This is a genomic window from Phytopseudomonas flavescens (assembly GCF_900100535.1).
GTDB classification, from domain to species: Bacteria; Pseudomonadota; Gammaproteobacteria; order Pseudomonadales; family Pseudomonadaceae; genus Aquipseudomonas; species Aquipseudomonas flavescens.
The window spans coordinates 121,637-148,144 of the sequence record NZ_FNDG01000015.1 but is presented as its reverse complement, the minus strand read 5'-3'; the positions used below and the strand labels follow the sequence as shown (position 1 = coordinate 148,144).

31 protein-coding genes, 1 tRNA gene and 1 pseudogene are annotated in these 26,508 nt (G+C 63.1%); 27 read left to right on the top strand and 6 right to left on the bottom strand.

Annotation, left to right across the window (positions count from 1 at the left end):
- Nucleotides 1-281: pseudogene (locus tag BLR94_RS18705) on the bottom strand (transposase); the annotation flags it as partial.
- A 187-nt stretch (nucleotides 282-468) separates the two neighbouring features.
- On the opposite strand from BLR94_RS18705, the gene BLR94_RS27265 reads away from it, so the two are divergent.
- Both BLR94_RS27265 and BLR94_RS18700 read left to right on the top strand, forming a co-directional pair.
- On the top strand, nucleotides 469-720 hold the full coding sequence (locus tag BLR94_RS27265) for a hypothetical protein (RefSeq protein ID WP_139207476.1): 252 nt from the start codon (nucleotides 469-471) through the stop codon (nucleotides 718-720).
- Between the two features lie 225 nt (nucleotides 721-945).
- Nucleotides 946-1,021 (top strand) — tRNA-Thr (locus tag BLR94_RS18700).
- Nucleotides 1,022-1,879: 858 nt separating this feature from the next.
- Here BLR94_RS18700 and BLR94_RS27260 read toward each other — a convergent pair.
- From BLR94_RS27260 to BLR94_RS18680, 3 genes are read right to left on the bottom strand one after another with little or no spacing between them, the layout of a single operon-like run.
- Nucleotides 1,880-2,776: a hypothetical protein gene (locus tag BLR94_RS27260; RefSeq protein ID WP_139207475.1), complete on the bottom strand. Its 897-nt coding sequence runs from the start codon at nucleotides 2,774-2,776 to the stop codon at nucleotides 1,880-1,882.
- Nucleotides 2,777-2,835: 59 nt separating this feature from the next.
- Complete coding sequence (locus tag BLR94_RS18685) at nucleotides 2,836-3,855, bottom strand: phage portal protein (RefSeq protein ID WP_084307415.1); 1,020 nt, start codon at nucleotides 3,853-3,855, stop codon at nucleotides 2,836-2,838.
- Complete coding sequence (locus BLR94_RS18680) at nucleotides 3,855-5,615, bottom strand: terminase ATPase subunit family protein (protein ID WP_084307416.1); 1,761 nt, start codon at nucleotides 5,613-5,615, stop codon at nucleotides 3,855-3,857. The genes BLR94_RS18685 and BLR94_RS18680 overlap by 1 nt, the downstream gene beginning before the upstream one ends.
- A gap of 143 nt (nucleotides 5,616-5,758) precedes the next feature.
- Here BLR94_RS18680 and BLR94_RS18675 point away from each other — a divergent pair, with 143 nt between their 5' ends.
- From BLR94_RS18675 to BLR94_RS18645, 7 genes are all read left to right on the top strand, one after another.
- Nucleotides 5,759-6,604 (top strand): GPO family capsid scaffolding protein, encoded by an 846-nt coding sequence (locus BLR94_RS18675; RefSeq protein WP_084307417.1) that lies wholly within the window; start codon nucleotides 5,759-5,761, stop codon nucleotides 6,602-6,604.
- 28 nt (nucleotides 6,605-6,632) lie between these two features.
- Nucleotides 6,633-7,685: a phage major capsid protein, P2 family gene (locus BLR94_RS18670; RefSeq protein WP_084307418.1), complete on the top strand. Its 1,053-nt coding sequence runs from the start codon at nucleotides 6,633-6,635 to the stop codon at nucleotides 7,683-7,685.
- A gap of 3 nt (nucleotides 7,686-7,688) precedes the next feature.
- Entirely contained in the window at nucleotides 7,689-8,396 is a 708-nt protein-coding gene (gene gpM, locus BLR94_RS18665; RefSeq protein ID WP_084307419.1) for a phage terminase small subunit, read from the top strand.
- A gap of 101 nt (nucleotides 8,397-8,497) precedes the next feature.
- Nucleotides 8,498-8,959 carry a head completion/stabilization protein gene (locus BLR94_RS18660; RefSeq protein ID WP_084307420.1) on the top strand — a complete coding sequence of 154 codons (462 nt, stop codon included), beginning with the start codon at nucleotides 8,498-8,500 and terminating at the stop codon, nucleotides 8,957-8,959.
- On the top strand, nucleotides 8,959-9,165 hold the full coding sequence (locus BLR94_RS18655) for a tail protein X (RefSeq protein ID WP_084307421.1): 207 nt from the start codon (nucleotides 8,959-8,961) through the stop codon (nucleotides 9,163-9,165). Before BLR94_RS18660 ends, BLR94_RS18655 begins: the two co-directional genes overlap by 1 nt.
- Nucleotides 9,166-9,195: 30 nt before the next feature.
- On the top strand, nucleotides 9,196-9,510 hold the full coding sequence (locus BLR94_RS18650) for a phage holin, lambda family (protein ID WP_084307422.1): 315 nt from the start codon (nucleotides 9,196-9,198) through the stop codon (nucleotides 9,508-9,510).
- Nucleotides 9,507-10,352: an N-acetylmuramidase domain-containing protein gene (locus BLR94_RS18645; protein WP_084307423.1), complete on the top strand. Its 846-nt coding sequence runs from the start codon at nucleotides 9,507-9,509 to the stop codon at nucleotides 10,350-10,352. Before BLR94_RS18650 ends, BLR94_RS18645 begins: the two co-directional genes overlap by 4 nt.
- A 35-nt stretch (nucleotides 10,353-10,387) precedes the next feature.
- Here BLR94_RS18645 and BLR94_RS28015 read toward each other — a convergent pair whose 3' ends face one another.
- Nucleotides 10,388-10,609, bottom strand: coding sequence for a hypothetical protein (locus BLR94_RS28015; protein WP_084307424.1), 222 nt, complete (start codon nucleotides 10,607-10,609; stop codon nucleotides 10,388-10,390).
- A 28-nt stretch (nucleotides 10,610-10,637) separates the two neighbouring features.
- Between BLR94_RS28015 and lysC the strand changes: the two genes are divergently transcribed.
- The 18 genes from lysC (at nucleotide 10,638) to BLR94_RS18550 (ending at nucleotide 25,262) form a co-directional block, all read left to right on the top strand.
- Nucleotides 10,638-10,898 (top strand): Rz1-like lysis system protein LysC, encoded by a 261-nt coding sequence (gene lysC / locus BLR94_RS28010; RefSeq protein ID WP_084307425.1) that lies wholly within the window; start codon nucleotides 10,638-10,640, stop codon nucleotides 10,896-10,898.
- The gene (locus tag BLR94_RS18630) at nucleotides 10,895-11,422 is read left to right on the top strand and encodes a phage tail protein (RefSeq protein ID WP_084307426.1); all 528 of its coding nucleotides are present in this window, start codon (nucleotides 10,895-10,897) and stop codon (nucleotides 11,420-11,422) included. Before lysC ends, BLR94_RS18630 begins: the two co-directional genes overlap by 4 nt.
- Nucleotides 11,415-11,867: a phage virion morphogenesis protein gene (locus BLR94_RS18625; RefSeq protein ID WP_084307427.1), complete on the top strand. Its 453-nt coding sequence runs from the start codon at nucleotides 11,415-11,417 to the stop codon at nucleotides 11,865-11,867. Before BLR94_RS18630 ends, BLR94_RS18625 begins: the two co-directional genes overlap by 8 nt.
- A gap of 74 nt (nucleotides 11,868-11,941) precedes the next feature.
- Nucleotides 11,942-12,388, top strand: a complete 447-nt coding sequence (locus BLR94_RS18620) for a phage baseplate assembly protein V (protein WP_084307428.1) — start codon at nucleotides 11,942-11,944, stop codon at nucleotides 12,386-12,388.
- 8 nt (nucleotides 12,389-12,396) lie between these two features.
- Nucleotides 12,397-12,690 (top strand): PAAR domain-containing protein, encoded by a 294-nt coding sequence (locus BLR94_RS18615; protein WP_084307429.1) that lies wholly within the window; start codon nucleotides 12,397-12,399, stop codon nucleotides 12,688-12,690.
- 2 nt (nucleotides 12,691-12,692) lie between these two features.
- A complete protein-coding gene (locus BLR94_RS18610) occupies nucleotides 12,693-13,046 on the top strand; it encodes a GPW/gp25 family protein (RefSeq protein WP_084307430.1) in 354 nt (117 codons plus the stop codon).
- On the top strand, nucleotides 13,043-13,936 hold the full coding sequence (locus BLR94_RS18605) for a baseplate assembly protein (protein WP_084307431.1): 894 nt from the start codon (nucleotides 13,043-13,045) through the stop codon (nucleotides 13,934-13,936). Before BLR94_RS18610 ends, BLR94_RS18605 begins: the two co-directional genes overlap by 4 nt.
- Nucleotides 13,929-14,477, top strand: coding sequence for a phage tail protein I (locus BLR94_RS18600; protein WP_084307432.1), 549 nt, complete (start codon nucleotides 13,929-13,931; stop codon nucleotides 14,475-14,477). Before BLR94_RS18605 ends, BLR94_RS18600 begins: the two co-directional genes overlap by 8 nt.
- Entirely contained in the window at nucleotides 14,477-17,071 is a 2,595-nt protein-coding gene (locus tag BLR94_RS18595) for a phage tail-collar fiber domain-containing protein (RefSeq protein WP_167359780.1), read from the top strand. The genes BLR94_RS18600 and BLR94_RS18595 overlap by 1 nt, the downstream gene beginning before the upstream one ends.
- Before the next feature lie 8 nt (nucleotides 17,072-17,079).
- Entirely contained in the window at nucleotides 17,080-17,649 is a 570-nt protein-coding gene (locus BLR94_RS18590; RefSeq protein ID WP_084307434.1) for a tail fiber assembly protein, read from the top strand.
- A gap of 145 nt (nucleotides 17,650-17,794) precedes the next feature.
- On the top strand, nucleotides 17,795-18,985 hold the full coding sequence (locus BLR94_RS18585) for a phage tail sheath protein (protein WP_084307435.1): 1,191 nt from the start codon (nucleotides 17,795-17,797) through the stop codon (nucleotides 18,983-18,985).
- Between the two features lie 53 nt (nucleotides 18,986-19,038).
- The gene (locus tag BLR94_RS18580; RefSeq protein ID WP_084307436.1) at nucleotides 19,039-19,554 is read left to right on the top strand and encodes a phage major tail tube protein; all 516 of its coding nucleotides are present in this window, start codon (nucleotides 19,039-19,041) and stop codon (nucleotides 19,552-19,554) included.
- A 60-nt stretch (nucleotides 19,555-19,614) separates the two neighbouring features.
- Nucleotides 19,615-19,977 (top strand): phage tail assembly protein, encoded by a 363-nt coding sequence (locus BLR94_RS18575; RefSeq protein ID WP_084307437.1) that lies wholly within the window; start codon nucleotides 19,615-19,617, stop codon nucleotides 19,975-19,977.
- 8 nt (nucleotides 19,978-19,985) lie between these two features.
- A complete protein-coding gene (locus BLR94_RS18570; RefSeq protein WP_084307438.1) occupies nucleotides 19,986-20,108 on the top strand; it encodes a GpE family phage tail protein in 123 nt (40 codons plus the stop codon).
- A complete protein-coding gene (locus BLR94_RS18565; RefSeq protein WP_084307439.1) occupies nucleotides 20,095-22,650 on the top strand; it encodes a phage tail tape measure protein in 2,556 nt (851 codons plus the stop codon). The genes BLR94_RS18570 and BLR94_RS18565 overlap by 14 nt, the downstream gene beginning before the upstream one ends.
- A gap of 21 nt (nucleotides 22,651-22,671) precedes the next feature.
- Nucleotides 22,672-23,112, top strand: a complete 441-nt coding sequence (locus BLR94_RS18560; protein WP_084307440.1) for a phage tail protein — start codon at nucleotides 22,672-22,674, stop codon at nucleotides 23,110-23,112.
- Nucleotides 23,109-24,377, top strand: coding sequence for a phage late control D family protein (locus BLR94_RS18555; RefSeq protein WP_084307441.1), 1,269 nt, complete (start codon nucleotides 23,109-23,111; stop codon nucleotides 24,375-24,377). Before BLR94_RS18560 ends, BLR94_RS18555 begins: the two co-directional genes overlap by 4 nt.
- Nucleotides 24,378-24,434: 57 nt before the next feature.
- Nucleotides 24,435-25,262, top strand: coding sequence for a hypothetical protein (locus tag BLR94_RS18550; RefSeq protein ID WP_084307442.1), 828 nt, complete (start codon nucleotides 24,435-24,437; stop codon nucleotides 25,260-25,262).
- Here BLR94_RS18550 and BLR94_RS18545 read toward each other — a convergent pair.
- Nucleotides 25,243-26,508 (bottom strand): Y-family DNA polymerase, encoded by a 1,266-nt coding sequence (locus BLR94_RS18545; protein ID WP_084307443.1) that lies wholly within the window; start codon nucleotides 26,506-26,508, stop codon nucleotides 25,243-25,245. The two genes, BLR94_RS18550 and BLR94_RS18545, sit on opposite strands and share 20 nt — an antisense overlap.

Here is a 26,508-nt window from a genome sequence, read left to right as displayed (position 1 = left end):
CTTCAGCCGGACTCCTTGGCAAAGTACGCGGCGGCCTTTTTTAGGATGTCTCGCTCTTCGGTCACTCGCTTGAGTTCAGCACGCAGACGACGCAGTTCGGCCTGCTGATCGTTCTCTTGCTGCCGCTTTTCCTGGGGCTTGCTGTAGCGCTTGATCCAGGCATACAGGCTGTGCACCGACATACCTAACCGCGCTGCCACTTCGGCTACAGGAAGGCCACGCTCGGTCACTTGCTTGACCGCTTCGATTTTGAATTCTTCGGGGTAACGCTGGTTGCTCATGGCACCTCCTAGTGGGCCTCATTATGAGGCTTGGAGGTGTCTACGAAACTAGGGGCGATTCATGTTGCCGCTGGAAATACTCGATGAGAACGACCCTTCTTGAACAAATCAGACAGCGCCACAAGCAACGGGAGCTGAAGGGCCCTCTCTGTCACCGGCCTATGACATCCTCTTCACGAGGACATACATGGGAGACGAGCATGATTTCGGCTTATCGATGGCAGGCACCAGACCCTGGTACGACGTAACCATGGAGCACTTCATGGCCTGGGCAGAATTGCCGAAATCACCGATCAACTACAGCCTCAGGCAGTCAATCAATGCAGCCCGTTCGCTGTGGCCACAGGCGCTCGCGGCGAGCCCGATGGCTGAGCCGCACAAGCAGGCCCTGCAAACCCACTGGCGTGCTCTGCAAGCCGACTTCAGGATCGAAGCCTGACGCCTCCCCAACGTCCGGCTGCTGGTTGCTGTGCCCGCTTCGCGGCAGCCTCGACGCGCCGAATGTGGTGAGGTCGACAAAAGGCATCAAAGCCTGATTCGTTGGCAGATTCCGCCCTGAAGAATTCGTCCGCGCAACAGCGGCAAACGGACAAAAATTTAAGCAAAACAAGCTATAAGCCGGTTTACAAGGGTTTGCCAATGGCTATAATGGCGGCCCCTAAATGCCGGTATAGCTCAGCTGGTAGAGCAACTGACTTGTAATCAGTAGGTCCCGGGTTCGACTCCTGGTGCCGGCACCATACAAAACAAGGCCTGCAGCGATGCGGGCCTTCGTTTGAAGGCCTTCCACGTAACAAGCCACGTAACAAGGCGAGTGCGTGGACCACTTCAGCAAGCGCTACCCCCCTAGCCATGCTCTGAATTTATGTTCAGGGCTGGGAAAAAGGTAATTTCGGTAATTTTTCCATACCGATGACGCAAAGCCCTTTCCTATCAATGGTTTAGAAAGCTTTCTTGAAGGTAATAATAGGGTAACCATCAGGTGATTTCGTTACCTCTCTGGATGGTGATTTTTTGTGAAAAGAAAACTCAATAAAATCAGCAAGTTAGAGAAAAATTACCTTTCTGATTACCTCGAATTACCTCAGTAGGTAACCGCTCAACCCCAGTAACCATGCGGGCTGCAGCAATGTTTCACAGGGCGATTACCGAAATTACCCTTTCCCGAAACCGCCTCTGAAATCCCACCGGCTATCAAGCCCCCTGACAGGCCGTTAAAAGCAGGCTTCCGTGCAGGGATACGCAGGCATTCCTCACTTCCAAACGCCTCAGCCAGCCCCCAATCAGGGCCGCGTAGAGGCCTCCGCAGGGCTGCAGAAAAAGCGACCCATTTAGCGGCCAGGTGTGGTGGGGGGACGACTGCGCGCGCCAGTTCAGGAAAAGCACAAAGCTGCCCGTCGTGGGTGCTTGGGAGGTTCTGAGATAAGTGAGGCCGTGAAGCGGTGATTCATCGCGACGCGTTATAAGGAGAACGGGAGGGCGCTAGAGAAGTCGCGGGCAAGGCAAGGCAAGATGCCAATCATGATTAAAGCGTTGGATGTAGATCAGGATCACTCTAGGTGATCGTCTCGTAGTGGATACAGCAAAAGTGGCGCCTGTTACCTGATTCGACGTAGAGCCTGACGCGCAGAGTGGAAAGTTTTAGCGCCGTCGACGAACGCCGTAAAATCGGCATCAGTGACCGGGGGAGATCCATGAAAGAATATTTGAGAAAAGTACCTAGCAATATCTGAGAATTTCAACTTTTTCCTTACACTAGCACGCGCGGCCTTGATAAGAATTCGTCTATTATTTCTATCTATAGCTTTATATCTCAGCATCACCTGAGTGACCGCTTCCTCTATGATTACTTGGCGATCCGCCTGCGTAAAATGATGGATAAAATAGGCCGCTAGCTCACGATAAAACCATTCTCCCGCAACCCGAAGCTGCATGGTGGGAGGCAACACTTGCAGCCCGCTAGCGAGATCGCCCGACACCGCCATGATCTTGTAAAAGCCGCTCATTGTGTCGCGAAAAGCCCCTGCTGACATTTCATTGTCAGGGGCAATCAAAAAATTGAATGGGCTTGCAGTATTACATTGCAGCCTCTCGGCCAATGCAAATCCGTGACACGCAGCCACCACGACTCCTGTATTGTTGCGAGTTGCTTCATTCACTTCTGCAATTAGATCTTGAAGGTCAGCCCACGCAATATACTCAGATGAGGCTGCTATATATAACCCTCTAGCAGCGTCGCCGTGGCCCTCAAAATGCAAAACTGGCTTAGAGACACCAGCTTTACATTCTTGTAGGACCTGCATAATCCGAGCATATAAAACAGACCGACTCGAAATCTCATACCGAGTGCAATATCCCTGGCGGTCAATAGCAAACGCATGGTCTTGGACATTTGAATAAAGATGCTTTCCCGTCTGAAGTTCCCCTGGAGAAAGCGCATCAAAAATAATTAGGCAGTTATGCTTGCAGATCGATGTGAATTGAAGACCGTCCATAGCAAAACTTCCTCACTTTATAAAACCGAAACGCAAGGGTATCAGACCTTGAAATCTCCTCATGTCATGGGATTGATTGAAAATTCTGCAAACCGCACCACCTCCTCCCCCAGCCACTCATTCACCTGCAGCAGCCTGGCTTGGATCGGTTCCAGCTCGTTCATCGCCCACACCTCGGCGGCATCCCTGATCGAGCCGAAGCCGCCGGCGTTCTGCGGCACGATTCCCATTAGCTGCGGCGGAATGCGCAGCGCCGCCAGCAGGTCGTCGCGGCTGATGTTCTTGATGGCGGCGAAGTCATCCTTCGCCGACACCTCGCTGATCGGAATAAGCTGGATGCCCTCCTTCTTCCCACCAGGTGCGTACATGAACAGGTTGCGGAAGTTGCCCGGCCCTTTGCTGTCCTTCATGGCCTGGCGCAGATCGGTGACGAACGACTCGTCCTGCACCGCGTCCGTCATGTACAGGATGAAGCCCGCGTGCGACCCGTTCTGGTAGTACTTGCGCCGGAACAGCGTGGCCGATTCATTCAGTAGCGCACTCTGCAGCGCCGCCAGCCACTCGGGCAGGCCGTAGATTTCCTGATTGATGTCGGCCTCGCGCACATGGCACACCGTGCCACGCCGAAACTCGTGCTCATCCTTCCAGCCGCGCACCTGGTAATACTGGTCCAGGTCGGTACCGCGCCGCATGTACTTCGCCAGCACCGGCCGGAGCCCCAGCGTGCTGCGCAGCATGTTGTCTTGCTTCTCCAGGTAGGCATTGCCGAAGGTGCCCCAGTCCGTGGCGAACTGCTCGAACGCCTGCCGGCTCAGCAGCCGGTGCGGCTTGAAGGTGCGCACCAGCATGTTGCGGCGGAAATTCAGTCCGGACTGCAGGTAGACGCTCGCCCTGGTCGACCGGGCCAGGCCGTCCAGCGACATAGGCGGCTCGTACCACCGCCCATTGGCCCAACACTCCAGGTAATCCAGGATCTCCCGGCCATCGAGCACCGGCACCGGGTCGCCGAACGTAAACGCCTCAGCGCGCGCGCCCTGGCCACTCAATTGCTGGGCCTGCGCCCTTAGGTTATCGCTCATCAGCTGAACTCCATGATGGCCGTATTGCTGGTGGTCTGCCCTTCCAGCGGCTCATTGATCAACGCGTGGAACAGCGCCCACGCCAGGTCGGCATGCCCGGTCGCATCACTGCGCCCGGCCGTGTAGGTGAATTGGCGCCCGCTGGGCGTCATGGTTTTGCGGATGGCCATCAGCGCCTGAGCGACGTCCGTCCAGCCGGCGTCGAACTCGAAGCGCCCCTTGCGGATAACGTCCCAGGCCTTCATCACCAGGCGGGTTTTCACCTCCGGGCTGTAGCTGAACGTGCGCAGGCCGGGGAAGAACTGCTTCACCAGCTGCGCCACACCGGCGCCCATGCCGGTGGTATCGATGCCGATATAGGTCACCCAGAAGCGCTGGGTGATCTGCTGAATCGTCCGCGCCTGGGCTTCGAAATCCATGCCGCGGAACTGGTGCTTTTCGACCAACCGGAACTTGCCGCCCGGCACCAGCGGCGGCGCCACCACCACCAGGCCGGCCGTGTCGCCGGTCTCGGCAGGGTCGTAGCCCACCCACACCTGACGCTCGCCGAGCGGTCGCGGCGCGAACGGCTTGTAGTCCTCCCACACTTCCCAGCTGTCGACCATGCACGGCTGCAGCATCGTCAGCGGGAAGATGCTGTCGCCATCGTTGACGAACTGGCACATCAGCAGGTTTTCAAAGGCCTGGGCGTCGTACTCGAGGCGCAGTTCTTCCAGGTCGAACAGATTGCAGCCCCGTGCCTCGGCGTCAAGGATGGTCACGATCTGCCGCCAGATCCCGTCCTCGCAGCGGCGCCCCTGCTGCAGTGCGTCGTGGCTCACATCGATGTTCAGGTGCTGGGCCGTGGGCTTGCCCTTGTTGTGCCGCTCGCCCGTCCAGTAGACGTACGCCGGGTGGGCCATGCTCGAGGGCGTCGAAAAGTACGTCTTGCGCCAGTGCTTATGCAGCGCCATGCCCGAGGCGACCTTGTTGATTTCCACGAAGCCGTGCACCCAGAAGAATTCGTCGAAGTAGAAATTGCCGCTGCGCCCCTGGGCGGTGCGAAAGTTCGTGCCCAGGAAGTGCAGCTCGGCGTTGTTCCACAACACGATGGGGTCGCCCGTCAGCTTCACCCCCAGCACCTCGTTCATGAACGACTGCATGTAGTTCTTGAACTGGTGCGCCTGCGCCTTGCTGGCCGATAGGAAGATCTGGTTACGCCCGGTCGTGATCGCGTCGATCAACGCTTCCCGCGCGAAGTAGTAAGTGGCGCCGATCTGGCGCGACTTGAGCAACATCCGTGTGCGCTGGTTGCCAGCGCGGTACCAGTCCAGCTGGTAGTCGAAGCACCCATCCTTGAACGCCTCGACCAACGTCTCGATCTGCTCTTCGCTCAGCTCGTTGCGAACCGCCTGTTTTTTGGGTCCTTCGTTGCGCTTGGCTAGGTTCGGGTTGAGCTCACCCTCGGTGCCGCCATCCTGGAAGCGTTGGATGCGCGCTTGCCGCTCCAGTTGCCGGTGCAGCAGATCGATTTCCTTGAAATCGCCGCCCGTCTTCCCCTCTTTCAGGATCAGCTGCACCAGCCGCGCTTCCAGCGCCCCGCCGATGCGCTCGACGTTATCGGCCCTGTCCCATTCGTCCCTGGTCTTCCAGCTGTGGACGGTCTTTTCCTTCTCGCCCAGGTAGTCAGCGATATCGGTGATGCGCCAACCCGTCCAGTACAGAAATTTGGCCTGGCGGCGGGAGTCGGTGGTCGGCTGGTAGGGGGCGGTAGTGTTCATGGCGCCGATGCTGCCGCCCGCGCGCGTAAGCCCCTACCGGCGGGCGTTGTAGCGCGCCGCTCTACAACCTCACGTCGTTGCCGCCGCCTCGCCCACTGCCGACCATGCCCTCAACGCGAAACCCGCACCGAGGATTCCCAAGCATGTCCGCCACCGCCAAGAAATTCCGCTCCAAATGGACTCGCATCGCCACTGAAGGCGCCACCACCGATGGCCGCAAGATCGAGCGCACCTGGATTCAACAGATGGCTGCTCAGTACAGCCCTTCCACCTACGGCGCCCGCATCAACTGCGAGCACATCAAGTCGTCCTTTCCTGGCAGCGAGTTCGGCGCCTATGGCGACGTGGTCGCCCTGAAGGCCGAAGAGGTCGAGCTCAATGGCGAGAAGAAGCTCGGCCTGTTTGCCCAGCTGCAACCCAACGATGCGCTGATCGCCCTCAACAAGAAGGGCCAGAAGATCTACACCTCAATCGAGGTCCAGCCTGAGTTCGCTGACACCGGCAAGGCGTATCTGGTCGGCCTGGCCGTCACCGACACCCCGGCCAGCCTGGGCACTGAGGCCCTGAGTTTCAGCGCCCAGCACGGCACCCTGGCCAGCCGCAAACAGCATGCGGACAACCTGTTCACCGCCGCAGCCGAAACAGCCCTCGACTTCGATGAGATCGACGACACCCCCAGCATGTTCGCAGCCCTCAAGGGGCGCATGACTGAGCTGTTGAAACTGAACAAGGACAAGGAAGGCAAGGACGCTGCCCACTTCGCCGAGCTGGGCGAAATGATCGGCGACCTCGCCGAGCACGGTGCCAAACAGGCCGAAGCCTTCGCCACTGCCACCGCCGCCCACGAAAAGCTCCAGGCCGCCCACACCAAATTGGCCGGCGAGTTCGCCGAACTGCTCAAGCGCCTGGAACAAACCCCTGACCAGCAGCACAGCCAGCGCCCGCCGGTAACCGGTGCCGCCGGTAAGCAGCAACTGGCCCAGTTCTGATCAACACACCCAGCTTCGGAGCAACACCATGCGTAAAGAAACCCGCCAGGCCTTCCGGGCCTATCAGTCCCAAGTTGCCAAGCTCAACGGTGCCGACGATGCAACCGAGAAGTTCAACGTCGAACCCAGCGTCCATCAGAAGCTGGAGACTGCTATCCAAGAGTCGAACGCTCTGCTCGGCCGCATCAACATCATCGGCGTTGACGAGCAAACCGGCGAAGCGCTGCAGATCGGCGTGAATGGCCCGGTAGCCAGCCGCACCAATACCAAAGGCGGAAAGCGTCGTAACCCTGGCGAGCGCCACAAGCTGACCAAAGACAGCTACGCCTGCGTACAGACCAACTTCGACACCTCGTTCCTCTACGCCACCGTAGATCAGTGGGCCAAATTCCCCGACTTCCAGGTGCGCCTGAGCAATGCCATCGTCACCCGCCAGGGCCTGGATCGCATCACCATCGGTTTCCATGGCAAGGAAGTAGCCGTGGACACGGACATCGAAGCCAACCCGATGCTCGAGGACGTCAACATCGGCTGGCTGGAGAAAATCCGCACCAAGGCGCCAGATCGCGTGCTCGAAGAAGGCGTCGCCGGCAGCGGCAAGATCGTCGTAGGCAAAGGCGGTGACTACAAAACGCTGGATGGCATCGTCTTCGATGCTGTGCAGCTCCTTGAACCTTGGCACCGCAACCATCCCGACCTGGTGGTACTGGTGTCTCGCGGCTTGCTGCACGCCAAGCTGCTCAAGGCTGTCGAGAAGGGTGGCGATTCCAACGTCGAAGAGAATGCGGCCCAGGAAGTGGTCAGTCGCGCTCGCCTGGGTGGTTTGCCCATCGTGGATGCGCCCTTCTTCCCAGAAGGCACCATTCTCATCACCACCCTGGCCAACCTGTCCATCTACTGGCAGGAGAAAACCCGTCGCCGCCTCGTCCGCGACGAGCCGGACTACGACCGCATTGCCGACTACCAATCGGTCAACGAGGCCTACGTCGTTGAAGACTTCGGCCTGGTTGCCCTGGTGGAGAACATCGAGCGAGCCCCAGAGCCGGACGATGAGCCCGCCGCAGAAGCCGCTGAGGGCTAAGCCATGGCACTGACCCTCGCCCAACGCACCCAGCTGCGCAAACGCGCAGCTGTCCAGGCAGCAGCGGTAGGCCCGGCCATCACCATGGCCGGTGCCAGCGTCTACGAGCTTTACCAGGCCCAACTCCACCAGCACAAACAGCAGCTGAAGAAAATCCAGAGCCAGGAAGGCAAAGCCGACACCAAGCGCAAGCTGCTGCCGGACTATGCCCCCTACGTCGAGGGCGTGCTCAGCGCTGGCAAGGGCGCCCAGGACGACGTGCTCACCACCATCATGCTGTGGCGCATCGACGTGGGCGACTACGCCGGCGCCCTGGACATCGCCGAATACGCGCTGCCCTACGGCCTCAAGATGCCCGACAAGTTCGAGCGTTCCCTGGGCTGCGTCGTAGCCGAGGAAATCGCCAACGTCGCCATCAAGCTTCAGAAGGCCAGCGGCTCGTTTGACCTGGAGCTGCTGCTTCGCACCGAGGCGGCTACCGCCAACGAAGACATGCCCGACGAAGCCCGCGCCAAGCTCCACCTGGCCATCGGCAAAGCAGCATCCGCCCTGGTGCCGGACGACGCCGAAGCGCCCGACGCCTTGCCCCTGCTGCTCATGGCCAAGCAGGACCTGGCCCGCGCTATCGAGCTGCACACCAACTGCGGCGGCAAAAAGGATCTGGAACGCGTCGAGCGCCTCCTGAAGAAACACGCCGGCACCACCGGCTAACCGAGCGTCCCCACGCGCCCGGCGGCTCGGGGTGGATCAGACAGGGTGCCTCCTTCCCTGCCCTGTGAAGCCCCGACCACCGCCGACTTGAGGCCCTGACCATGAGCGCATTCATAGCGGGTGGCGTTGCAGCGCCGCTCACTCTCAGCAACGACGGCTTCTGGCCGGACATCGAGCTTGCCGACCTGCGCGACGCCCAGCGCATCGCCAGCAGCGTCACCAATGGCCGACTGGAAACCGCCGTGGTGGCGGCCATGATCAGCGTCAACCGCGAGCTCAGCACCCGCAAGCTGCGGTACCAGGCCGAGGGGCACACCCACCTGGACGCCGTGCCCGCCGACCAGATCGCCGAGCGCAACGTCCTCACCATTCTCTACGAGCGCGCCGTCTACAGCGCCGCCAGTGCCGAGGTAGCCGAGCGCTACCGTAGCTTCGACGCCACCAACAGCGGCGCCGCCAAGGCCGAGGAAGAAGAACCCACCGTCGACGACTATCGCCGCGACAGCCGTTTCGCCATCCGCGATCTGCTCGGCGTCAGCCGTACCACCGTCGAGCTGCTGTGATGGCCATCCTCCGCGCCCACCAAAACGAGACCCTCGACGCCCTCTGCTGGCGGCACTACGGCCGCACCGCCGGCGTCGTAGAGACCGTGCTCGAGGCAAACCCCGGTCTCGCCGACCTGGGCCCCAACCTTCCACAAGGCCACCCCGTCACCCTGCCCGAGGCCGCGCCGCAGCCCGAGCAGCAGGCGGTAACCCTATGGGACTGACCACCACCGCAGGGCAAAGGAATTATGAAAATGCCTGACCGTCCCGAAACCTGGGCCTGGCTCGCCAGCTGGCTCGAACACAACTGGCCCGCCATCTACAGCGGCGGCCTGGCGTTCTTCATCGCCGCGCTGCGCATCATCTACGGCGGCGGGAACCTGCGCCGTGTCGCCCTGGAAGCGCCGTTGTGCGGCTTCCTGGCCATGGCCACCAGCCATGGCATCGAGCTGCTCGGCATCCCCGCTACCACCGCCCCCTTCTTCGGCGGCGCCATCGGCCTGCTTGGCGTAGAAGGCACGCGCGCCGCGGCCAAACGCTTCTTCGAACGCAAGGTAGAAACGCTATGAGCCAAACACTACGCCACGGCGACCGCTCCCAGGCCGTCCAGCAGCTGCAGCGCTCCCTGATCGCCCGCGGCTACCAGCTCTACCCGGACGGCGACTTCGGCGACAAGACCGAGGCCGCCGTCCGCGCCTTCCAGCTCAAGGTGGGTCTGGTCGTCGACGGCGCCGCCGGCCCGAAAACCCTGGCCGCCCTCGCCGGCGCCGACTGTTCCAAGCTGCTCAGCAACGCCACCCTGGTGGCTGCTGCCGAACGCCTCGGCGTCGAGCTGGCCACCGTCTACGCCGTCAACGAGGTGGAGTCCGCCGGCGCTGGCTTCCTGGCCAACGCCAAGCCCGCCATCCTGTACGAGCGGCACATCATGCATCGCCAGCTCAGCACCCCGCGCAGCCCGGACCAGGTAGCCGGCAAGCTCAAGGCCCGCGCGGATCTGCTCGCCACTGAGTTTCCCAACCTGGTCAACGTGCGCCCCGGTGGTTACGCGGGCGGCGTGGCCGAGCACCAGCGCCTGGCCCAGGCTCGCCAGCTCGACGACACCGCCGCGCTGGAGTCAGCCAGCTGGGGCGCCTTCCAGATCATGGGCTTCCACGCCACCCGCCTCGGCTACCACAACGTGCAAGCCTTCGCCGCGGCCATGGCGCAGGATGAAAACGCCCAGTTCGACGCCTTCGTGGCGTTCATCGAGGCCGACCCCGTGCTGCACAAGGCCCTGAAGGCCCGCAAGTGGAAGGACTTCGCCGCCACCTACAACGGCCCCAGCTACGCCCGTAACCTCTACGACGTGAAGCTCCAGCGGGCCTACGAGCGGCACGCCGGCTGTGGCTGCGGCCAGCAGGCGGCCGCGTGAGCACCTTGCGCCAGGCCGCCTATGGCCTCGCCCTGCTAGTCGCCATCGCCCTGCTCATTTGGGGCAGCTACCAGCAGAGCCAGGCCGCCCAGGCCCGCGCCAAGGCCGACGCCGGGCGCATTGCCACTCTCGAACAGCGCAGCGCCCGCCAAGCCCAGACCATCATCACCCTGGGCGCGGACATCGCCGCCCAGCGCCTGGCCCAGCAGAGCCTGCAGAACACCCGCGCCGACCTGCAGCAGGCCAACGCCGTGCACCAGATGCTAAAAAAGGAGACCGTCCGCAATGACCCGCCTGCACAGAACTGGGCTGCTCAGCCTCTGCCTGCTCTCACTCGCCGCCTGCACCAGCGCCCCGCCATCACCGGAACCGCTGGTTACCGTGCATTCCTGTCCAGTCGTAACACGCTGCAACCTGCCGCCGGCGGCGCCGATCGCTAACGGCGAGCTCAGCGACGACAACGACGCCCTGCTCGCCGCCTGGGCCGATTGCGCTGCCCAGGTCGATGCTGTGTACGAGCACAACCAGCAGAGGCCCGAGCCGTGAAGAAGCCCAACAGCTTGCGCGCGCACCTGCTCGCCAGCATCCCAGACCTGCAACACAACCCCGACCGCCTGATGGTGTTCGTCGACGGCGGCAAAATCCGCGCAACCAGCGCTCCCGGCCTGTCGTTTGAATACGAGTACCAGCTCAACGTCATCATCACCGACTTTCCCGGCACGCCGGATGCCGTCAGCGTGCCCCTGCTCGCCTGGCTGCTGGTCAACCAATCCGAGCTGCTCACCAACCTGCAGAAGAGCAAAGAAGGAATCCAGTTCGAAGTCGACGTGCTTGACGGCGCCACCGTCGACCTGTCCCTCACCCTGCCGCTGACCGAGCGCATCATCGTCAAGCGGCAGGAGGACGGCACCCTGCATATCAGCCACCCAGACGAGCCACAGCTCACCCCGCACCTGCCGCAAACCACGGTGCAGCTGATCGGCGAAGGCCAGGTGCTGGCCCAGTGGCCAAGCGGCCAGCCGGTCGGCGTCGATATCGAAACCCCACACCCGGCGCCCCGTCGTGGCTGACCTCAACGCCCTGGAAGATTGGGCCGGCGGCCTGCTGGCCAAGCTCAGCCCCACCGAGCGCCGTCAGCTCAACCAAGGCATAGCCCGCAACCTGCGCCGCAGCCAGCAGCAGCGCATTGCCCAGCAGCAGAACCCGGACGGCACCCCCTTCGCACCACGCAGGAGCCAGAAGGCCCTACGAGGCAAAAAGGGCCGTATCCGCCGCCGCATGTTCACCAAACTGCGCACAGCCAAACTGCTCAAGATGCAGAGCAACCCAAACGCCATCGCCATTGGCTTCCTCGGCCGCACCGCTCGCATCGCCCGCATTCACCAGTACGGCCTGAAAGACCGCCCCGAACGAGGCCAGCGCGATGTCCAGTACGAACGCCGCGAGCTGCTCGGTTTCACCCCTGCCGAGCTGGACAGCATCCGCGACCAGCTGCTCGAACACCTCACCCGCTGACCGGCCGTTGTAGCCACCCTGCCTACAACGCCAACCGCGTGCCCTGCGCGCGCGTGGCCGTCAGCATCGGCCCCATGAATATCGCCGACATCGTCCGCCGCCTCGAAAACATGATCCGCTTCGGCACCATTGCCGAAGTCGACCATGAAAAGTCGCGTTGCCGTGTCACCACCGGCGGCATCACCACCAATTGGCTGCCGTTCTTCTCCCGCCGCGCCGGTAGCACCAGTGAGTGGGATCCAGTCAGCGTCGGCGAACAGTGCGTGGTGTTCTGCCTAAGTGGCGACCCGGCTGTCGGCATCGTCCTGGCCGGCATCTACTCCGAGGTCAACCCTGCCAAGAGCAGCGACCCAGCCGTTCACCGCGTGGAATGGGCCAACGGTGATTACGTCGAGCACAACGCCGAAACAGGTGCATATACGCTCAAGGTCAGCGGGCACGTCAGCATCCAGGCCGCCAGCCTGTCTATCCAATGTTCCGGCGCCGTCAGCATCAACGGCAGCCGTATCGACCTGAACTGAGGCCGCCCATGCCTGCCATTGCCCGCCTCGGCGACACCTGCACCGGCCACGGCTGCTGGCCACCGCGCGCCAACACCGCGGCAAGCCCCAACGTGAATATCAACGGCATCCCCGCCCACCGCCAGGGTGACGCCTGGGCACCCCACACCTGCCCCAGCATCCCGCAAACCCATGCCAGCAGCCTGGCCAGCGGCAGCGGTACCGTCTTCGTCAACGGCAAGCAGCTCGGCCGCGTAGGCGACCCCGTGGCGTGTGGCTCCAGTGTCGCCGTCGGCAGCCCCAACGTGTTCGCAGGGGGCTGACCATGGCCGGCCTATCACGCACCACCGGCGCAGCCTTGGAAGGCCTCGAACACCTGCGCCAGTCAATCGCCGACATCCTCACCACTCCAATCGGCTCGCGTGTCATGCGCCGTGAATACGGCAGCAACCTGCCCTTTCTGATCGACCAGCCCTTCAACGCCCACACCCGCATGCTCTGCTACGCCGCCACCGCCATGGCCCTCATGCGCTGGGAACCGCGCGTGCGCCTCACCCACGTCAGCATCGCCCTGGGCGAAACACCCGGGGCAATCGTCATCGATCTGGAAGGCACGCCCATCGACGGCAACCAGACCTACAACCTGCAAATTCCGCTCGCCATGGGGGCCGCCACATGAGCTTCACCGCTATCGACCTCTCCCGCGTTCCAGCGCCCAACGTGGTCGAGGCGCTGGACTACGAGCAGATCCTCGGCGAGCTGCTCGCCGAATTTGCCGAGCGCTACCCGGCCATGGACCAGTTCCTCGAGTCCGACCCAGCCATCAAGCTGATCGAGGTCTTCGCCTACCGCGAGCTGCTGCTACGCCAGCGCATCAACGAAGCAGCCAAGGCCGTCATGCTGCCTTACGCCCTGGGCGAGGATCTGGAAAACCTCGGCGCCCTGTTCGGCGTCGAGCGCCTGGTCACAGCCCCCGGCGACCCGACCGCCTTCCCGCCTGTGCCGCCTCAGTATGAGAGCGACAGCGAGCTGCGCTACCGCATCCAGCTCTCACTCGAAGGCCTGAGCACCGCCGGGCCCGAGGGTGCTTACGTCTTTCACGCCCTAAGCGCGAGCGGCGAAGTACTCGACGCATCCGCCATCAGCCCCACCCCAGGTGTTGTTCTGGTCACCGTGCTATCGCGCGCCGGCGCTGGTGTGCCCAGCGCCGAGCTGCTCGCCACCGTCAACAGCGCGCTGACGGACGAGTCGGTACGCCCCCTTACGGACTTCGTCCAGGTGCAAGCAGCCGCCATCACCGACTACGCCATCAACGCCCGCCTGTACTTCTACGCCGGGCCTGACCGCGAAGTGGTCATGGGCAACGCCAGGGCTGCCGTAACGGCCTATGCCGCCGCTCAACATCGCCTGGGCCGCGACGTGACCATTTCCGGCCTGCACGCTGCACTACACCAGCCCGGCGTCCAGCGCGTCGAACTGCAGAGCCCTGCTGCCAACATCGTGGTCAGCCGCCAGGGCGCGACGTTCTGCACGGCTATCGAGCTGACCGACGGTGGCCTCGATGAATAAGCTGCCCAGTCTGCTGCCGCCAAATGCCACCGCACTGGAGCGCGCGGTCGAGCAGCTGCAGGCGCGCTCTGCCACCGTGGCCGTGCCGCTGCGTGAGCTGTGGAACCCCGACACCTGCCCCGCGGCGCTGCTGCCCTGGCTCGCCTGGACGCTCTCGCTCGACGGCTGGCAGCCCTACTGGCCCGAATCCATCAAACGGTCGCGCATTCGCATGGCTGTCGAGATCCAGCGCCGCAAGGGCACCGCCAAGTCCGTGCGCGATGTTGTCCGTAGTTTCGGCTCGAGCCTGGCACTGCGCGAATGGTGGCAAACCGAGCCCATGGGCGAACCCCATACCTTCGACGTCACCCTCACGCTCGGCAGCGGCGTGCCCAAAACCATCGAATACCAGAACGACGTTATCGCCGAGCTTGAGCGCACCAAGCCCGTTCGCTCGCACTTCTCGTTCACCCTGGGCCTGGCTGCGTCTGGCGGCCTGGGCCTAGCCGGGGCAGCACGCCCCGTCATTTACCGCCGCATCCAATGCACCGAGGCCCCCTAATGGCACTACAAGTCACCATCACCAACGCCGGCCGGGCCGAAATCATCGCCGCCGAAAACACCGGTACCAACAAAGTCACCATCGTGGCCGTTGCGTTCGGCACCGCTCGCTATACACCCACCAAGGGTCAAACCGCGCTGCAGGCCGAGGTGAAGCGCGTATCCAGCATCGCAGGCCAGGCCGTGGCGGATGACACCTTGCACGTCGTCGCCCTGGATGAATCGACCGACACCTACAACGTCGGCGAATTCGGCCTCATCACCGACAAGGGCACCCTGCTCGCCGTCTACTCTCACCTGCCGCCCGAGGGCTGGATCATCCAGAAAGCGCCCGCCTCCACCTTGCTGCTGGCCACCGACATCATTCTCGAATCGCTGGGCACGGCCGCCATCCAGTTCGGCGACGTTGCGTTCATCAATCCCCCGGCCACCACCTCGGTCGCCGGCGTGGTCATGCTCGAGGACAGCCTCACCAGCTCAAGCCGCACCAAAGCGCTCACCGCATTGCAAGGCAAGCGCCTGTTCGACGCCATCGGCAACGACATCACCTTTTCCCAAACCGTCAGCAAAGCCCTGGCCGGCAAGCAGCCGCTCGACGCCACCCTGACCGCGCTCGGCGCCCTCAATGTCCTGGCGGACAAACTCATCTACGCCACCGGGGCGGACAGCTTCAACATCACCGACTTCACCGCCTTCGCCAGGCTGCTGTTGGCCGCAACCGATGGCGCCGCCGCACGCCAGGTGCTCGGCGCTGCCCCCATCAACAACGCGGCCCTCACTGGCACCCCCACCGTGCCCACGGCCCCGCTGGCTGTCAGCAACCAGCAGGCAGCGAATACCGAATTCGTCATGCGCGCCATTTCGGCGGTCATCGACTCATCGCCGGAGTCCCTCAACACACTGCGCGAGCTGGCCAAAGCCCTGGGTGACGACCCCAACTTCGCCACCACCATGCTCAACGCCCTGGCGCAGAAGCTGGGTCTGGCCGGCGGCACAATGACCGGCAACATCGACAGCCGTGCCAACTCGATCATTCGTGCCCTCAATGCCAGCGGCGCGGTGGTCGGCCATCTCTACAACGACGGCACCAGCTTCGGACTGCTGGACAAGCTCGGCCAATGGGCGCTCAGGATCTCCAACGAAGGCTATATCGACTTCACAGGGGAGCTGCGTGGCGACGGCGGCGGGCTCAGCAATGTGCCCATGTCTGGCATTCCTGGTCTGATCGCAGCACTGGCCGGAAAATTGGCGCTATCCGGTGGCTCAATGACCGGAGCGATTGAAAGCGTTTCCAACCTCGTGATCGGCATCAACGGTCGCGGCTGGGTTTATCACGACGGCAACGGCTTCGGCATGGTCAATGACCAAGGCAACTGGGCCGTGCAGGTTTTGAGGAATGGCGGCGGTGTGGTCATTGGAGGCGTGCTGCACGGTAATGGCGCAGGGCTGACCGGGATCCCGCTTGCCGGCGTGAGTGGCCTGCTGTCAGCGCTGGAAACCAAGGCCAACAAGGCCACCACCCTGGCTGGCTATGGCATCACCGACGACCTGCAATGGCGCACCGAGCCGCTCACCGGCAAATTCACCGTCGAATGTCTGGACATCACCCAGTCCGGCCAGGAAAGCGGCATCCTGGTTAGGACGAAGATCCCGATCGATTCGACGGTGATGCCACACCTGACCATCAAAGGGTGCATCAACGGGTACACCTCGCCCTTCGAAATGCACCTGAGCTGGTATTTCTACGAAGGGGCGTTCTACCTTCCCAGCGTGTTCATCAGCGGCTTTTACTCGCCGCTTGGCGGCGGGGGCGTGCGGGTGTTCCTGAGCCACGAAAACGGGCTGGTCAACATTCGGCTCGACTTCGGCGGCATCACGTACATCCCGCGCCTTGCCATCACGGCCTATAAAAGTGCCGGCTACGGCGGCAACTATGCCTGGTACACGGGCTGGGGGCATGTGCCCTGGAGCAGGGAAACCGCTATTGGCGGCGAGGTGCTGGCCAGCTCCCACACCGTCCTCAGCACAGCCAACACCGGCGCTGTATTCAAGAATTTTGTTCTGGCTGGCGGTAGTGCCCGTGGTATGCGTACCGTCCTCGATCTGGAAGCCCCTGGCACGCTGATCGAAACTTTCAGCCGGACGCCCCCGCCCGGAACCTTGAAAGCCAACGGCGCGGCGGTCTGGCGTGCTGGCTACCCAGACCTGGACGCGGCGATCTATGTGGGTGATGCCTTAAATGCCACCGCGGCCTGGGGCTACCGCTGCACCGATCCAGGTAACCCCACCGGCACCCGTAGCCCTAGCGGCGTGTACCTCGTCCTGCCTGATGCCCGTGGCGAGTTTCGCCGCGGCTATGACGACGGTGCAAATCGTGACTCCGGCCGTGAATGGGCCAGCTGGCAGGATCAGAGCATCCAGGGCCACACCCATTCTGGCTTCACCTCAACCGCCTTTCTGCAGTCCGGTGCCGGCGGCATCGGTGGGCCGGCTGCGCAGGGCCTTACCAACGCAACAGGCGCGGCATCTGTCGTCGGTACCAGCGGCGTCACACGCCCGCGCAACATTAACCCGCTTGTCTGCATCCGCTATTGAGGTCGCCCATGACTACCGCCCCCCTTGTTTACCACTACCACGGTCACACCGGCGAATTGCTGGGTACCGGCTTCGCCGATCCTGATCCCGTGAACCCCGACAAATGGCTGGTTCCAGGCCTGGCGACCTTGGTCGAGCCGCCCGCACCTGTCGAGGGCTGCGTGGCGTGCCGCATCGAGCACACCCGCTGGGAGCTGCTCGAGGACAACCGCGGCACCATCTACAGCACCGACTCCGGCCAACCACGCGAGCACGCCGAGCTTGGGCCGCTGCCTGAAGGCTTTACCACTCAGCCGCGGCCAACCCTGCACCACACCTGGCAGGGCGGTACCTGGGCCTTTGACGAAGAGTCGGCCCGTACCGCGTTCATCAGCGCCGCCGTGCTCGAGCGCAACCGCCTGCAGGCCGAAGCCTCCGCACGCATTGCACCGCTCCAGGATGCCGCCGACCTCGAGGACGCCACCGAGGCCGAGCGCGTTGAGCTGGACGCCTGGAAGCGCTATCGCATCGCCCTGAACCGAGTGTCGCTGCAAGACGCTTACCCCAACGCCATCGAATGGCCCACACCACCGAACTGACTTTCCTGGGGAGGGTTGCCCGCCAAATGGCGGGCTTTTTTATGCCCGCACGCTGTAGCGCGCCTGCCTACAACGCCCACCGCTCGCCGCGTTGCCGCGCGCGCGTCAGGCTCAGCACTGTCATTTCCCACTGCAGGCACCAGTCATGGCCGACGAATACCACCACGGCATCCGAGTCCTCGAAATCAACGAAGGCACGCGCCCCATCCGCACCATTTCCACCGCAATCGTCGGCATGGTCTGCACCGCAGAAGACGCTGACGCTATCGCCTTCCCGCTCAACACCCCCGTGCTGGTCACCAACGTCCAGGCGGCCATCAAGTCTGCCGGCGTCAAGGGCACCCTTGCCGCAAGCCTGCAGGCCATTGCCGACCAAACCAAACCCGTGACCGTGGTTGTTCGCGTGGCTGATGGCGTGGGTGCAACCGACGAGGAAAAGCTCGCCAACCTCATCAGCAACATCGTCGGTACCACCACCGCCGAAGGCAGATACACGGGCATGAAGGCTCTGCTGGCCGCCAAATCGCAGCTGGGCGTCACCCCGCGCATCCTCGGCGTGCCGGGCCTCGACCCGCTGCCGGTGGCCACCGCCCTGGTCAGCATCGCCAAACAGCTGCGCGCCTTCGCCTACGTCAGTGCCCATGGCTGCAAATCCGTCACCGAGGCCATTGCCTACCGCGCCGGCTTCGGCGCCCGCGAAGTCATGGTCATCTGGCCGGACTTCAAACGCTGGAGCACTTCAGCGGATGCCACCGTCACCGCCCCAGCGGTGGCCGTTGCCCTTGGTCTGCGCGCCAAGCTCGACCAGGAACAGGGCTGGCACAAAACCCTGTCCAACGTCGCCGTGGACGGCGTTACCGGCATCAGCGCCGACGTGTTCTGGGATCTGCAGAACCCCGCCACCGACGCCGGCCTGCTCAACGCCGCCGAGGTCACCACCCTCATCAACCACAGCGGCTACCGCTTCTGGGGTTCGCGCACCTGCAGCGAAGATCCATTGTTCGCCTTCGAGAACTACACCCGCACCGCCCAGGTGCTGGCCGACACCATGGCCGAGGGTCACTTCTGGGCCATCGACAAGCCCCTGCATCCCTCCCTGGTGCGCGACATCATCGAAGGCATCAACGCCAAGCTCCGCGAGCTAAAGGCCGGCGGCTACATCATCGATGGCCAGTGCTGGTACGACCCCGACGCCAACACCAAGGACACCCTCAAGGCCGGCAAGTTGTTCATCGACTACGACTACACCCCCGTGCCGCCCCTCGAGGATCTGAGCCTTCGCCAGCGCATCACCGACCGCTACCTGGCCGAATTCGCCAGCAGCATCAACGCCTGATCATCGGCGCCCCGCCAAGCGGGGCCAGCCCACGCACATAGGAGCGCGCCGACATGGCCATGCCTCGCAAACTGAAACAGATGAACCTCTTCAACGAGGGCAACAGCTACCAGGGCCAATGCGGCACCGTCACCCTGCCCAAGCTCACCCGCAAGCTCGAAGCCTGGCGCGGCGGTGGCATGGACGGTTCCGTCAAGGCCGACCTTGGCATGGGCGATGACGGTATTCAGATCGAGTGGACGATTGGCGGCTACGACCTGATCGCCATACGCCAATACGGCATCACCTCGGCCAGTGGCGTGATGCTGCGATGGGCCGGCGGCGCCCAGCGCGACGACACCGGCGAAATCATGGCCATCGAAGTAGTCGTGCGCGGCCGGCACGAAGAAATCGACTTCGGCGACGCCGCACCAGGTGAAGACACCGAGCAGAAGGTCGTCACTACCTGCAGCTACTACAAGCTGGTGGTCAACGGTCGCGAGGAGCTGGAAATCGACCTGCTCAACATGATCTTCCGCGTCGACGGCGTCGACCGCTACGAAGAAATGCGCCGCGCCATCGGCCTGTAAACAATCCGTACATATCCCGCCGGCTCGCCGGCGGCACTACCCCAGTAAAGGAGCAACCCCATGGCCACCCCTGAAGCCAAAGCCAAACCTGCCGCCGCCGAGCCAGCCTCCCCGGCCAAGGATCCCAACACCGCCACCGTCACGCTCGACACCCCAGTCGTCCGCGGCGATACCACCATCAGCAGCATCACCGTGCGCAAGCCCATGGCCGGCGAGCTGCGCGGCGTTTCCCTCGTCGACCTGGCACAGATGGACGTACTGGCCCTGCGCAAGGTGCTGCCCCGCATCACCACCCCTGCGCTGACAGATTATGAAATCGGCCGCCTGGATCCGGCCGACCTGCTCGACCTGGGCAGCACGGTGGGCAATTTTTTGTTGAAGAAGGCGCAGCGGGAGGAGATCAACGCCTCCCTGACTGCGTAGAGAACGCCATGGCCGACCTGGCCATCGTTTTCCACTGGGCGCCCCAGCACATGGACGCCCTCACCGTTACAGAGCTGATGGAGTGGCGCGAGCGCGCCCGAGTACGGAGTCAAGCGGATGGCCGCAAGTAACCTAAAACTGCAGGTCATCCTTTCCGCCCTTGATCGCGTCACCGCCCCGCTGAAAAAGATCCAGGGCGGCAGCCTCGGTGCCGGCCGCGCCCTCAAGGAAGCCCGCGACCGCCTCAAGGAACTCAACGGCCAGCAGAAGGACATCAGCGCCTGGCGCACCCAGCGCACCGCCGCCAAACAGACCGAAGACGCCCTGCAGGCCGCACGTGATCGCGTCAAGGCGCTGGGCGATCAAATGCAGGCCACCGGGGTGCCCACCCGGCAGATGACGCGCGACCTCAAGGCAGCCATACGCGGAGCAACAGAGCTCAAGCGCGAACACCAGCAAAACCAGATCCAGTTGCAGGGCCTGCGCAACAAGCTCAACGCTGCCGGCATCAGCACCCGCAACCTCGGCGCCGGCGAGCAGGCGCTCAAGGCCAAGATCGCCGCCACCAACAGTGAACTGCTCAAGCAGGAGACGCGCCTCAAGCGCATCACTCAGCAACAGCAGCGCCTGGCCAGAACCAAAGATCAGTACCAGCGCACCCAGGCCCACGCTGGCAGCATGGCCGCCAGCGGCGCCGGCGGCGTCGCCACCGGTACCGGCATCCTCTTCGGCATGCAGCGCCTGCTCGCGCCAGGCGTCGAGTTCGACACCACCATGAGCAAGGTGCAGGCCCTCACCGGCCTGGCCAAGGGCGACGAGCAACTCGCCGCGTTGCGCGCCCAGGCACGCAAGCTGGGTGCCGAAACCATGTTCAGCGCCGGTGACGCCGCCAGCGGCCAGGCGTTTCTGGCCATGGCTGGCTTTACCCCCAAGGCCATCCAGGACGCCATGCCCGGCCTGCTCGACATGGCCAAGGCCGGCGATATGGATCTCGGCCGCACCGCCGATATCGCCTCCAACATCCTCGGCGGCTTCCGCATCGACCCGGCGCAAATGGGCATGGTCGCCGACGTGCTCACCAAGGCGTTCACCACCTCCAACATGAGCCTGGAGATGCTCGGCGACACCATGAAGTACGTGGGCCCCGTGGCCGCGTCCGCCGGCATGGGTCTGGAACAGGCAGCCGCCATGGCTGGCTTGCTCGGCAACGTAGGTATCCAGTCCAGCCAGGCCGGTACCACCCTGCGCGCCATGCTGCTGCGCCTGGCTGCACCGGTAGGGCCGGCGGAAAAGGCCATGAAGAAGCTGGGCATCCGCGCCAAGGACTCGGCCGGCAACATCCGCGACATCACCGCCGTGCTTGGCGACGTGGCCAAGGCCACCGAGAAAATGGGCACTGGGGATCGCCTGGAATACCTCAAGGCAATCTTCGGCGAGGAACCCGCCGCCGGCATGGCCGAGCTGATCAACCAGGCCGGCGCCGGTGGCATCCTCAAGTACCTGGACGTGGTGAAAGACCACGCCGGCGCCGCCGGCCGCACCGCCAAGGTCATGGCTGACAACCTCACCGGCGACCTGGACGAACTGTTCTCCGGCCTCGACGAAGTGCGCATCGAGCTGTTCGACCAGCAGAACGGCCCCCTGCGCGAATTCGTCCAAGGCCTCACCGTCATGGTCGGCCGCATCGGCGCCTGGGTGCGTGAAAACCCAGTGCTCACCGCGCAAATCACCAAGACGGTCGCCGGCCTGGGCCTGCTCATGGCAGTCATGGGCGGCATCACCCTCGCCCTGGCCAGCATCCTCGGCCCGTTCGCCATGGTGCGCTTCGCCATGATGCTGCTCGGCATCAAGAGCCTGGGCCTGGTCACCGGCATCAAGGCCGTGGGCAGCGTGCTGCTTTGGCTGGGCCGCATCGCCATGGCCAACCCCATCGGCCTGCTCATCACCGTGCTCGCCGGCGGCGCCTACCTCATCTATAAGAACTGGGACGCCGTGAAGGCCTACATGGCCGGCCTGTGGGCAGAGCTGAAGGAGGGCTTCAGCGGCGGTATCGGCAGCATCATCGCCACCCTGGTCAATTTCAGCCCCCTGGGTCTGATCTACCGCGCCTTCGCCGGCGTGCTCAGCTACCTGGGCGTCGAGCTGCCCAGCAAGTTCACCGACTTCGGCGGCATGCTGATGGACGGCATGGTGAACGGCATCACCGCCGGCCTGGGCAAGGTGAAAAGCGCTATCACCGGCGCCGGCGAGAGCACCATCAGCTGGTTTAAGGAAAAGCTCGGCATCCACTCGCCATCGCGCGTGTTCGCTCAGCTCGGCGGCTTCACCATGGCCGGCCTCGGCCAGGGCCTGGCCAAGGGCGAAGGCGAGGTGCTCAAGCAGGTGGCCAGCACCGCCAAGCAGCTCACCGCCGCCGGCGCTGCCACCCTGGGCCTCGGCTTTGCCCTGCCGGCATTGGCCGACCAGCAGCCCCTGCAGTTCGACCGCCGCGCGCCCCTCACCGCCAATGCTGGCAGCCCCACTGTCATCCAGGGCGACACCATCACCATCAACATCAGCGCGGGCCCGGGCACCGACACCGCCGAGCTGCAGCGCATGCTCAACCGTCTGCTCGACGAGCGCGAGCGCAACAAAGCCACGCGCCTGCGCAGCAGCCTGCGCGACATGGACTGATCTACAACGGAGAGTCGAGAAATGATGATGTCCCTGGGCATGTTCGTGTTCAGCCTGCAAACCCTCGCCTACCAGGAGTTTCAGCGCCAAACGGCCTGGCGCCACGGCAGCACCAGCCGCATCGGCACCAACCCCGCCCTGCAGTACCTGGGCCGCGGTGATGAAACCATCACCCTGCCCGGCACCCTGCTGCCCGAGCTGGCCGGCACGCCCATCAGCCTCGACGTGCTGCGCCAGATGGCCGACACCGGCAAGGCATGGCCCCTGGTCGAGGGCACCGGCCGCGTCTATGGCCTGTGGGTCATCGAGAGCCTCAGCGAAACCCGCTCCCTGTTCTTCTCGGACGGCGCCGCCCGCCGCATCGAATTCAACCTGGTGCTCAAACGCGTCGACGACGGCCGCACCGATCTGCTCGGCAGCCTCACCGGTGTACTCGGCAACATCCTCAGGAGCGTGCTGTGATCGATCGCGCGCTCACCTATGCCGGCGGGCACCTGCGCGAGGCGGCCGAGTCCTACCGCGAAGCGGCCGGCTACCCCACACCGATCTGCCGCGTGGTGGTCGACGGCAACGACATCACCGCCGCCATCACCCAGCGCCTCATCAGCATCAACCTCACTGACAACCGAGGCCTCGAGGCCGACACGCTCGACATCCAGCTCAGCGACCACGACGGCCTGCTCGCTATCCCTCCACGTGGCGCCGTGGTGCGCCTGTGGCTGGGCTGGAGCGACACCGGGCTGATCGACAAGGGCAGCTACACTGTCGACGAAACCGAACACAGCGGCGCGCCGGACGTGCTCAACATCCGCGCCCGCAGCGCCGACCTGCGCAAGGGCCTCAAGGTCAAGCGTGAACGCAGCTGGAACGCCGCCACCCTCGGCGCCGTCATCACCGCCCTGGCCACCGGCAATGGCCTGCAGGCCATCGTCGCTGGCGTGCTGGCGGGCATCCCTCTGGTGCACCTCGACCAGGCCAACGAGTCCGACGCCAACCTGCTCACCCGCCTCGGCCAGCAGCACGACGCCATCGCCACCGTAAAGGCCGGCCGCCTGCTGTTCATGCCCACCGGGGCCAACACCACCGCCAGCGGCCTGGCCCTGCCCCACATCACCCTCACCCGCGCACACGGCGACCAGCACCGCTTCCTGGAAGCCGACCGCGACGCCTACACCGGCGTGCGCGCCTACTACTACGAGGTCAACAGCGCCGCCAAGAAGGAGGCCATCGCCGGCGGCGGCGACAACCTCAAAGACCTGCGCCACACCTACACCGACCAGGCTACTGCCTTGGCCGCCGCCCGCGCCGAATGGGCACGCCTGCAGCGCGGCACAGCCACCCTCAGCTACACCCTCGCCAAGGGCCGGCCGGAGCTTACACCCGAGCTCACCTACAGCCTGGTCGGCATCAAACAGGAAATCGCCGCCATCATCTGGCTCGGCGGCAACGTGCAACACGCCTTCACACCCGAGGCCTACACCACCAGCCTCGAGCTGGAATCCCAGCTGCCCGAGAGCGATATCGCCGACCTAGCCGAAGGCACCGAGCAATACACCGGCGTGCTCGCCTGGTACCGAGATGGAAAAACGGGGAAACAGGTGAAAATGACCAAAGGCGATCAGACCAAGCCCAAGCGGCTCACGCACCTGTACGCTAGTAAAGCCAGCGCCAAGCGGGCGGTAGCCAGGGAGTGGAACAAATATAAAGTTAATGCCAACACACTCTGATGTAACTTATACCTCGGGTAGACTAAATTAAAGCAATCTGAAAACTGGATAATTATTATGGATCATAACTCTGTAGAGACAGATGTCATTGAGACCAGCCCGGACGTAGAGCCATTGATTCCATTCACAGTGGAGTTCCTCGACAATCTTACTAAGGTTGCGGCGATAGCCACGCCTTTTATAGAAAGATTTGCCGAAACTCTGTCGAAAATCGATTGGAAAAAGGTTCATAGAGCAAGCGAACTTTTGCCATCGCGCGCTCAGGCAACGATGCAACGATGCGCAGAGAAAGGATGGTTCTTTAGCTGGCATATGAGCCTTGCCAACCTTGTTAAATTGCTCAGCGAGTTAGAACAACTCGAGGATGAAGATATAGATTCGTATTTCGTTGAGTTTCACAGAAATAACTTTGACTTTCTTACCAAAAGTATTATCTCAGCCACCCCAAATAGAGAAGCGGTTCTAAACGCGGCATTTTCAGCGTTGCAACGCGCGAACGCGGAAGATTATTATCTTTCAATTCCGGTTTTGCTCGCCCAGGCCGATGGAATACTCGCAGAAATTACCAAATCAAATTCGCCGCTGCAACGAAATGCAGAAGGCGCTAAAAAATGGGCAAACACCATTACAGGCGAGATATCTAAAGCCTCCATTTATCCTATTTTCCATATAGACAAATACGACCTTTTGATAGGAGGAAAACAACGAGAGGAATTTGAAAAGTCGGGGAGTACATTTACAGCCCTCAATAGACACCAGATACTGCATGGCGAAGTCTGGAACTACGGAACAGAGGTTAATGCCTTCAAAGCCTTTTCATTCCTTTGCTTTGTGACTCTTCAACTTCATTCAGTCGCTGATAAATCTAACCTCGAACTCCAATAACCTCATCCCATCGAGTCGTAAAACACTGGCTCTTCATCTCCCGCTTCATACCCCACCAGGGATCAACCGGCACCCGGCCCAGCCGCAGGGTGCCGGCGCCCTCCCGCTTGTTGATCGCATCCAGCGCCGCCATCACCCGGTCACCGCCGGCCCGGGCCGCTGGGGCGAACAGATCCGCCGTCACCTCGCCGCGCTGACTCAAGTCCATCAGCAGAATCGAACACTTCGAGTAGGCGAAGCCCGCCCGGTAGATCGCATCCAGGGCGCGCAGCGCCGGCGCAAGAATGTCCCGCGTGTCGTCGGTTGGCACCGGCAGCGCCACGGTCTGGGCGTTCGAATAGCGTGGCAGTTCCGGGTTGTGGATCTGCGTCTTGATGCTCACCTGAATGGCACCGCACAGGCTCTGCTGGCTGCGCAGCTTCTCGGCCGCCCGCGTCACGTAGGTAGCCAGGGCCTCACGAATCGGCGCCAGGTCTTCCAGCTTCTCGCCAAACATTTTGCTCAAGCAGATGGCCTGTTTCGGCGGCGGGCCTTCGTTGAAGTCCAGGCAGCTCACGCCGCGCAGCTCGCGCGCGGTGCGCTCCAGGGTCACCCCGAACTGTTTGCGCAGGGTGGCCACATCGAAATGCGCCAAGTCCCAGGCCGTTTCGATGCCCAGGGCCTGCAGCTGTGGAGCAAGGCGCCGGCCAATGCCCCACACTTCGTCCACAGGCGCAATGCGCAGCAGTTTGGCCTGGCGGGCCGGGTCGGTCAGGTCGACCACACCGCCGGTGGCCGGCCACTTCTTTGAGGCCCAGTTGGCCAGCTTGGCCAGGGTCTTGGTGGTGCTGATGCCCACGCCAACAGGCATGCCGATATCGCGCAGCAGTCGTGCCCGCACCTGGCGGCCGAGGCCGTCGAGATCAGCAATGCCGGTCAGGTCGGCCCAGCACTCGTCCACGCTGTACACCTCGATCCCGGGCACCATATCGCGGATGGTGCGCATCACCCGGTTGCTGATGTCCGCATACAGCGTGTAATTGCTCGATCGCACCACCACGCCGCCTGCGCGCAGTTGGTCCCGTACCTTGAAGTACGGCGCGCCCATGGGAATGCCTAGGGCTTTTACTTCCGCGGTGCGTGCGATCACGCAGCCGTCGTTGTTCGAGAGCACCACAACCGGCTTGTGCTTCAGGGCCGGCAGACAGATGCGCTCACAGCTGCAGTAGAAGCTGTTGCAGTCGATCAATGCGAATACCTGTTGCAT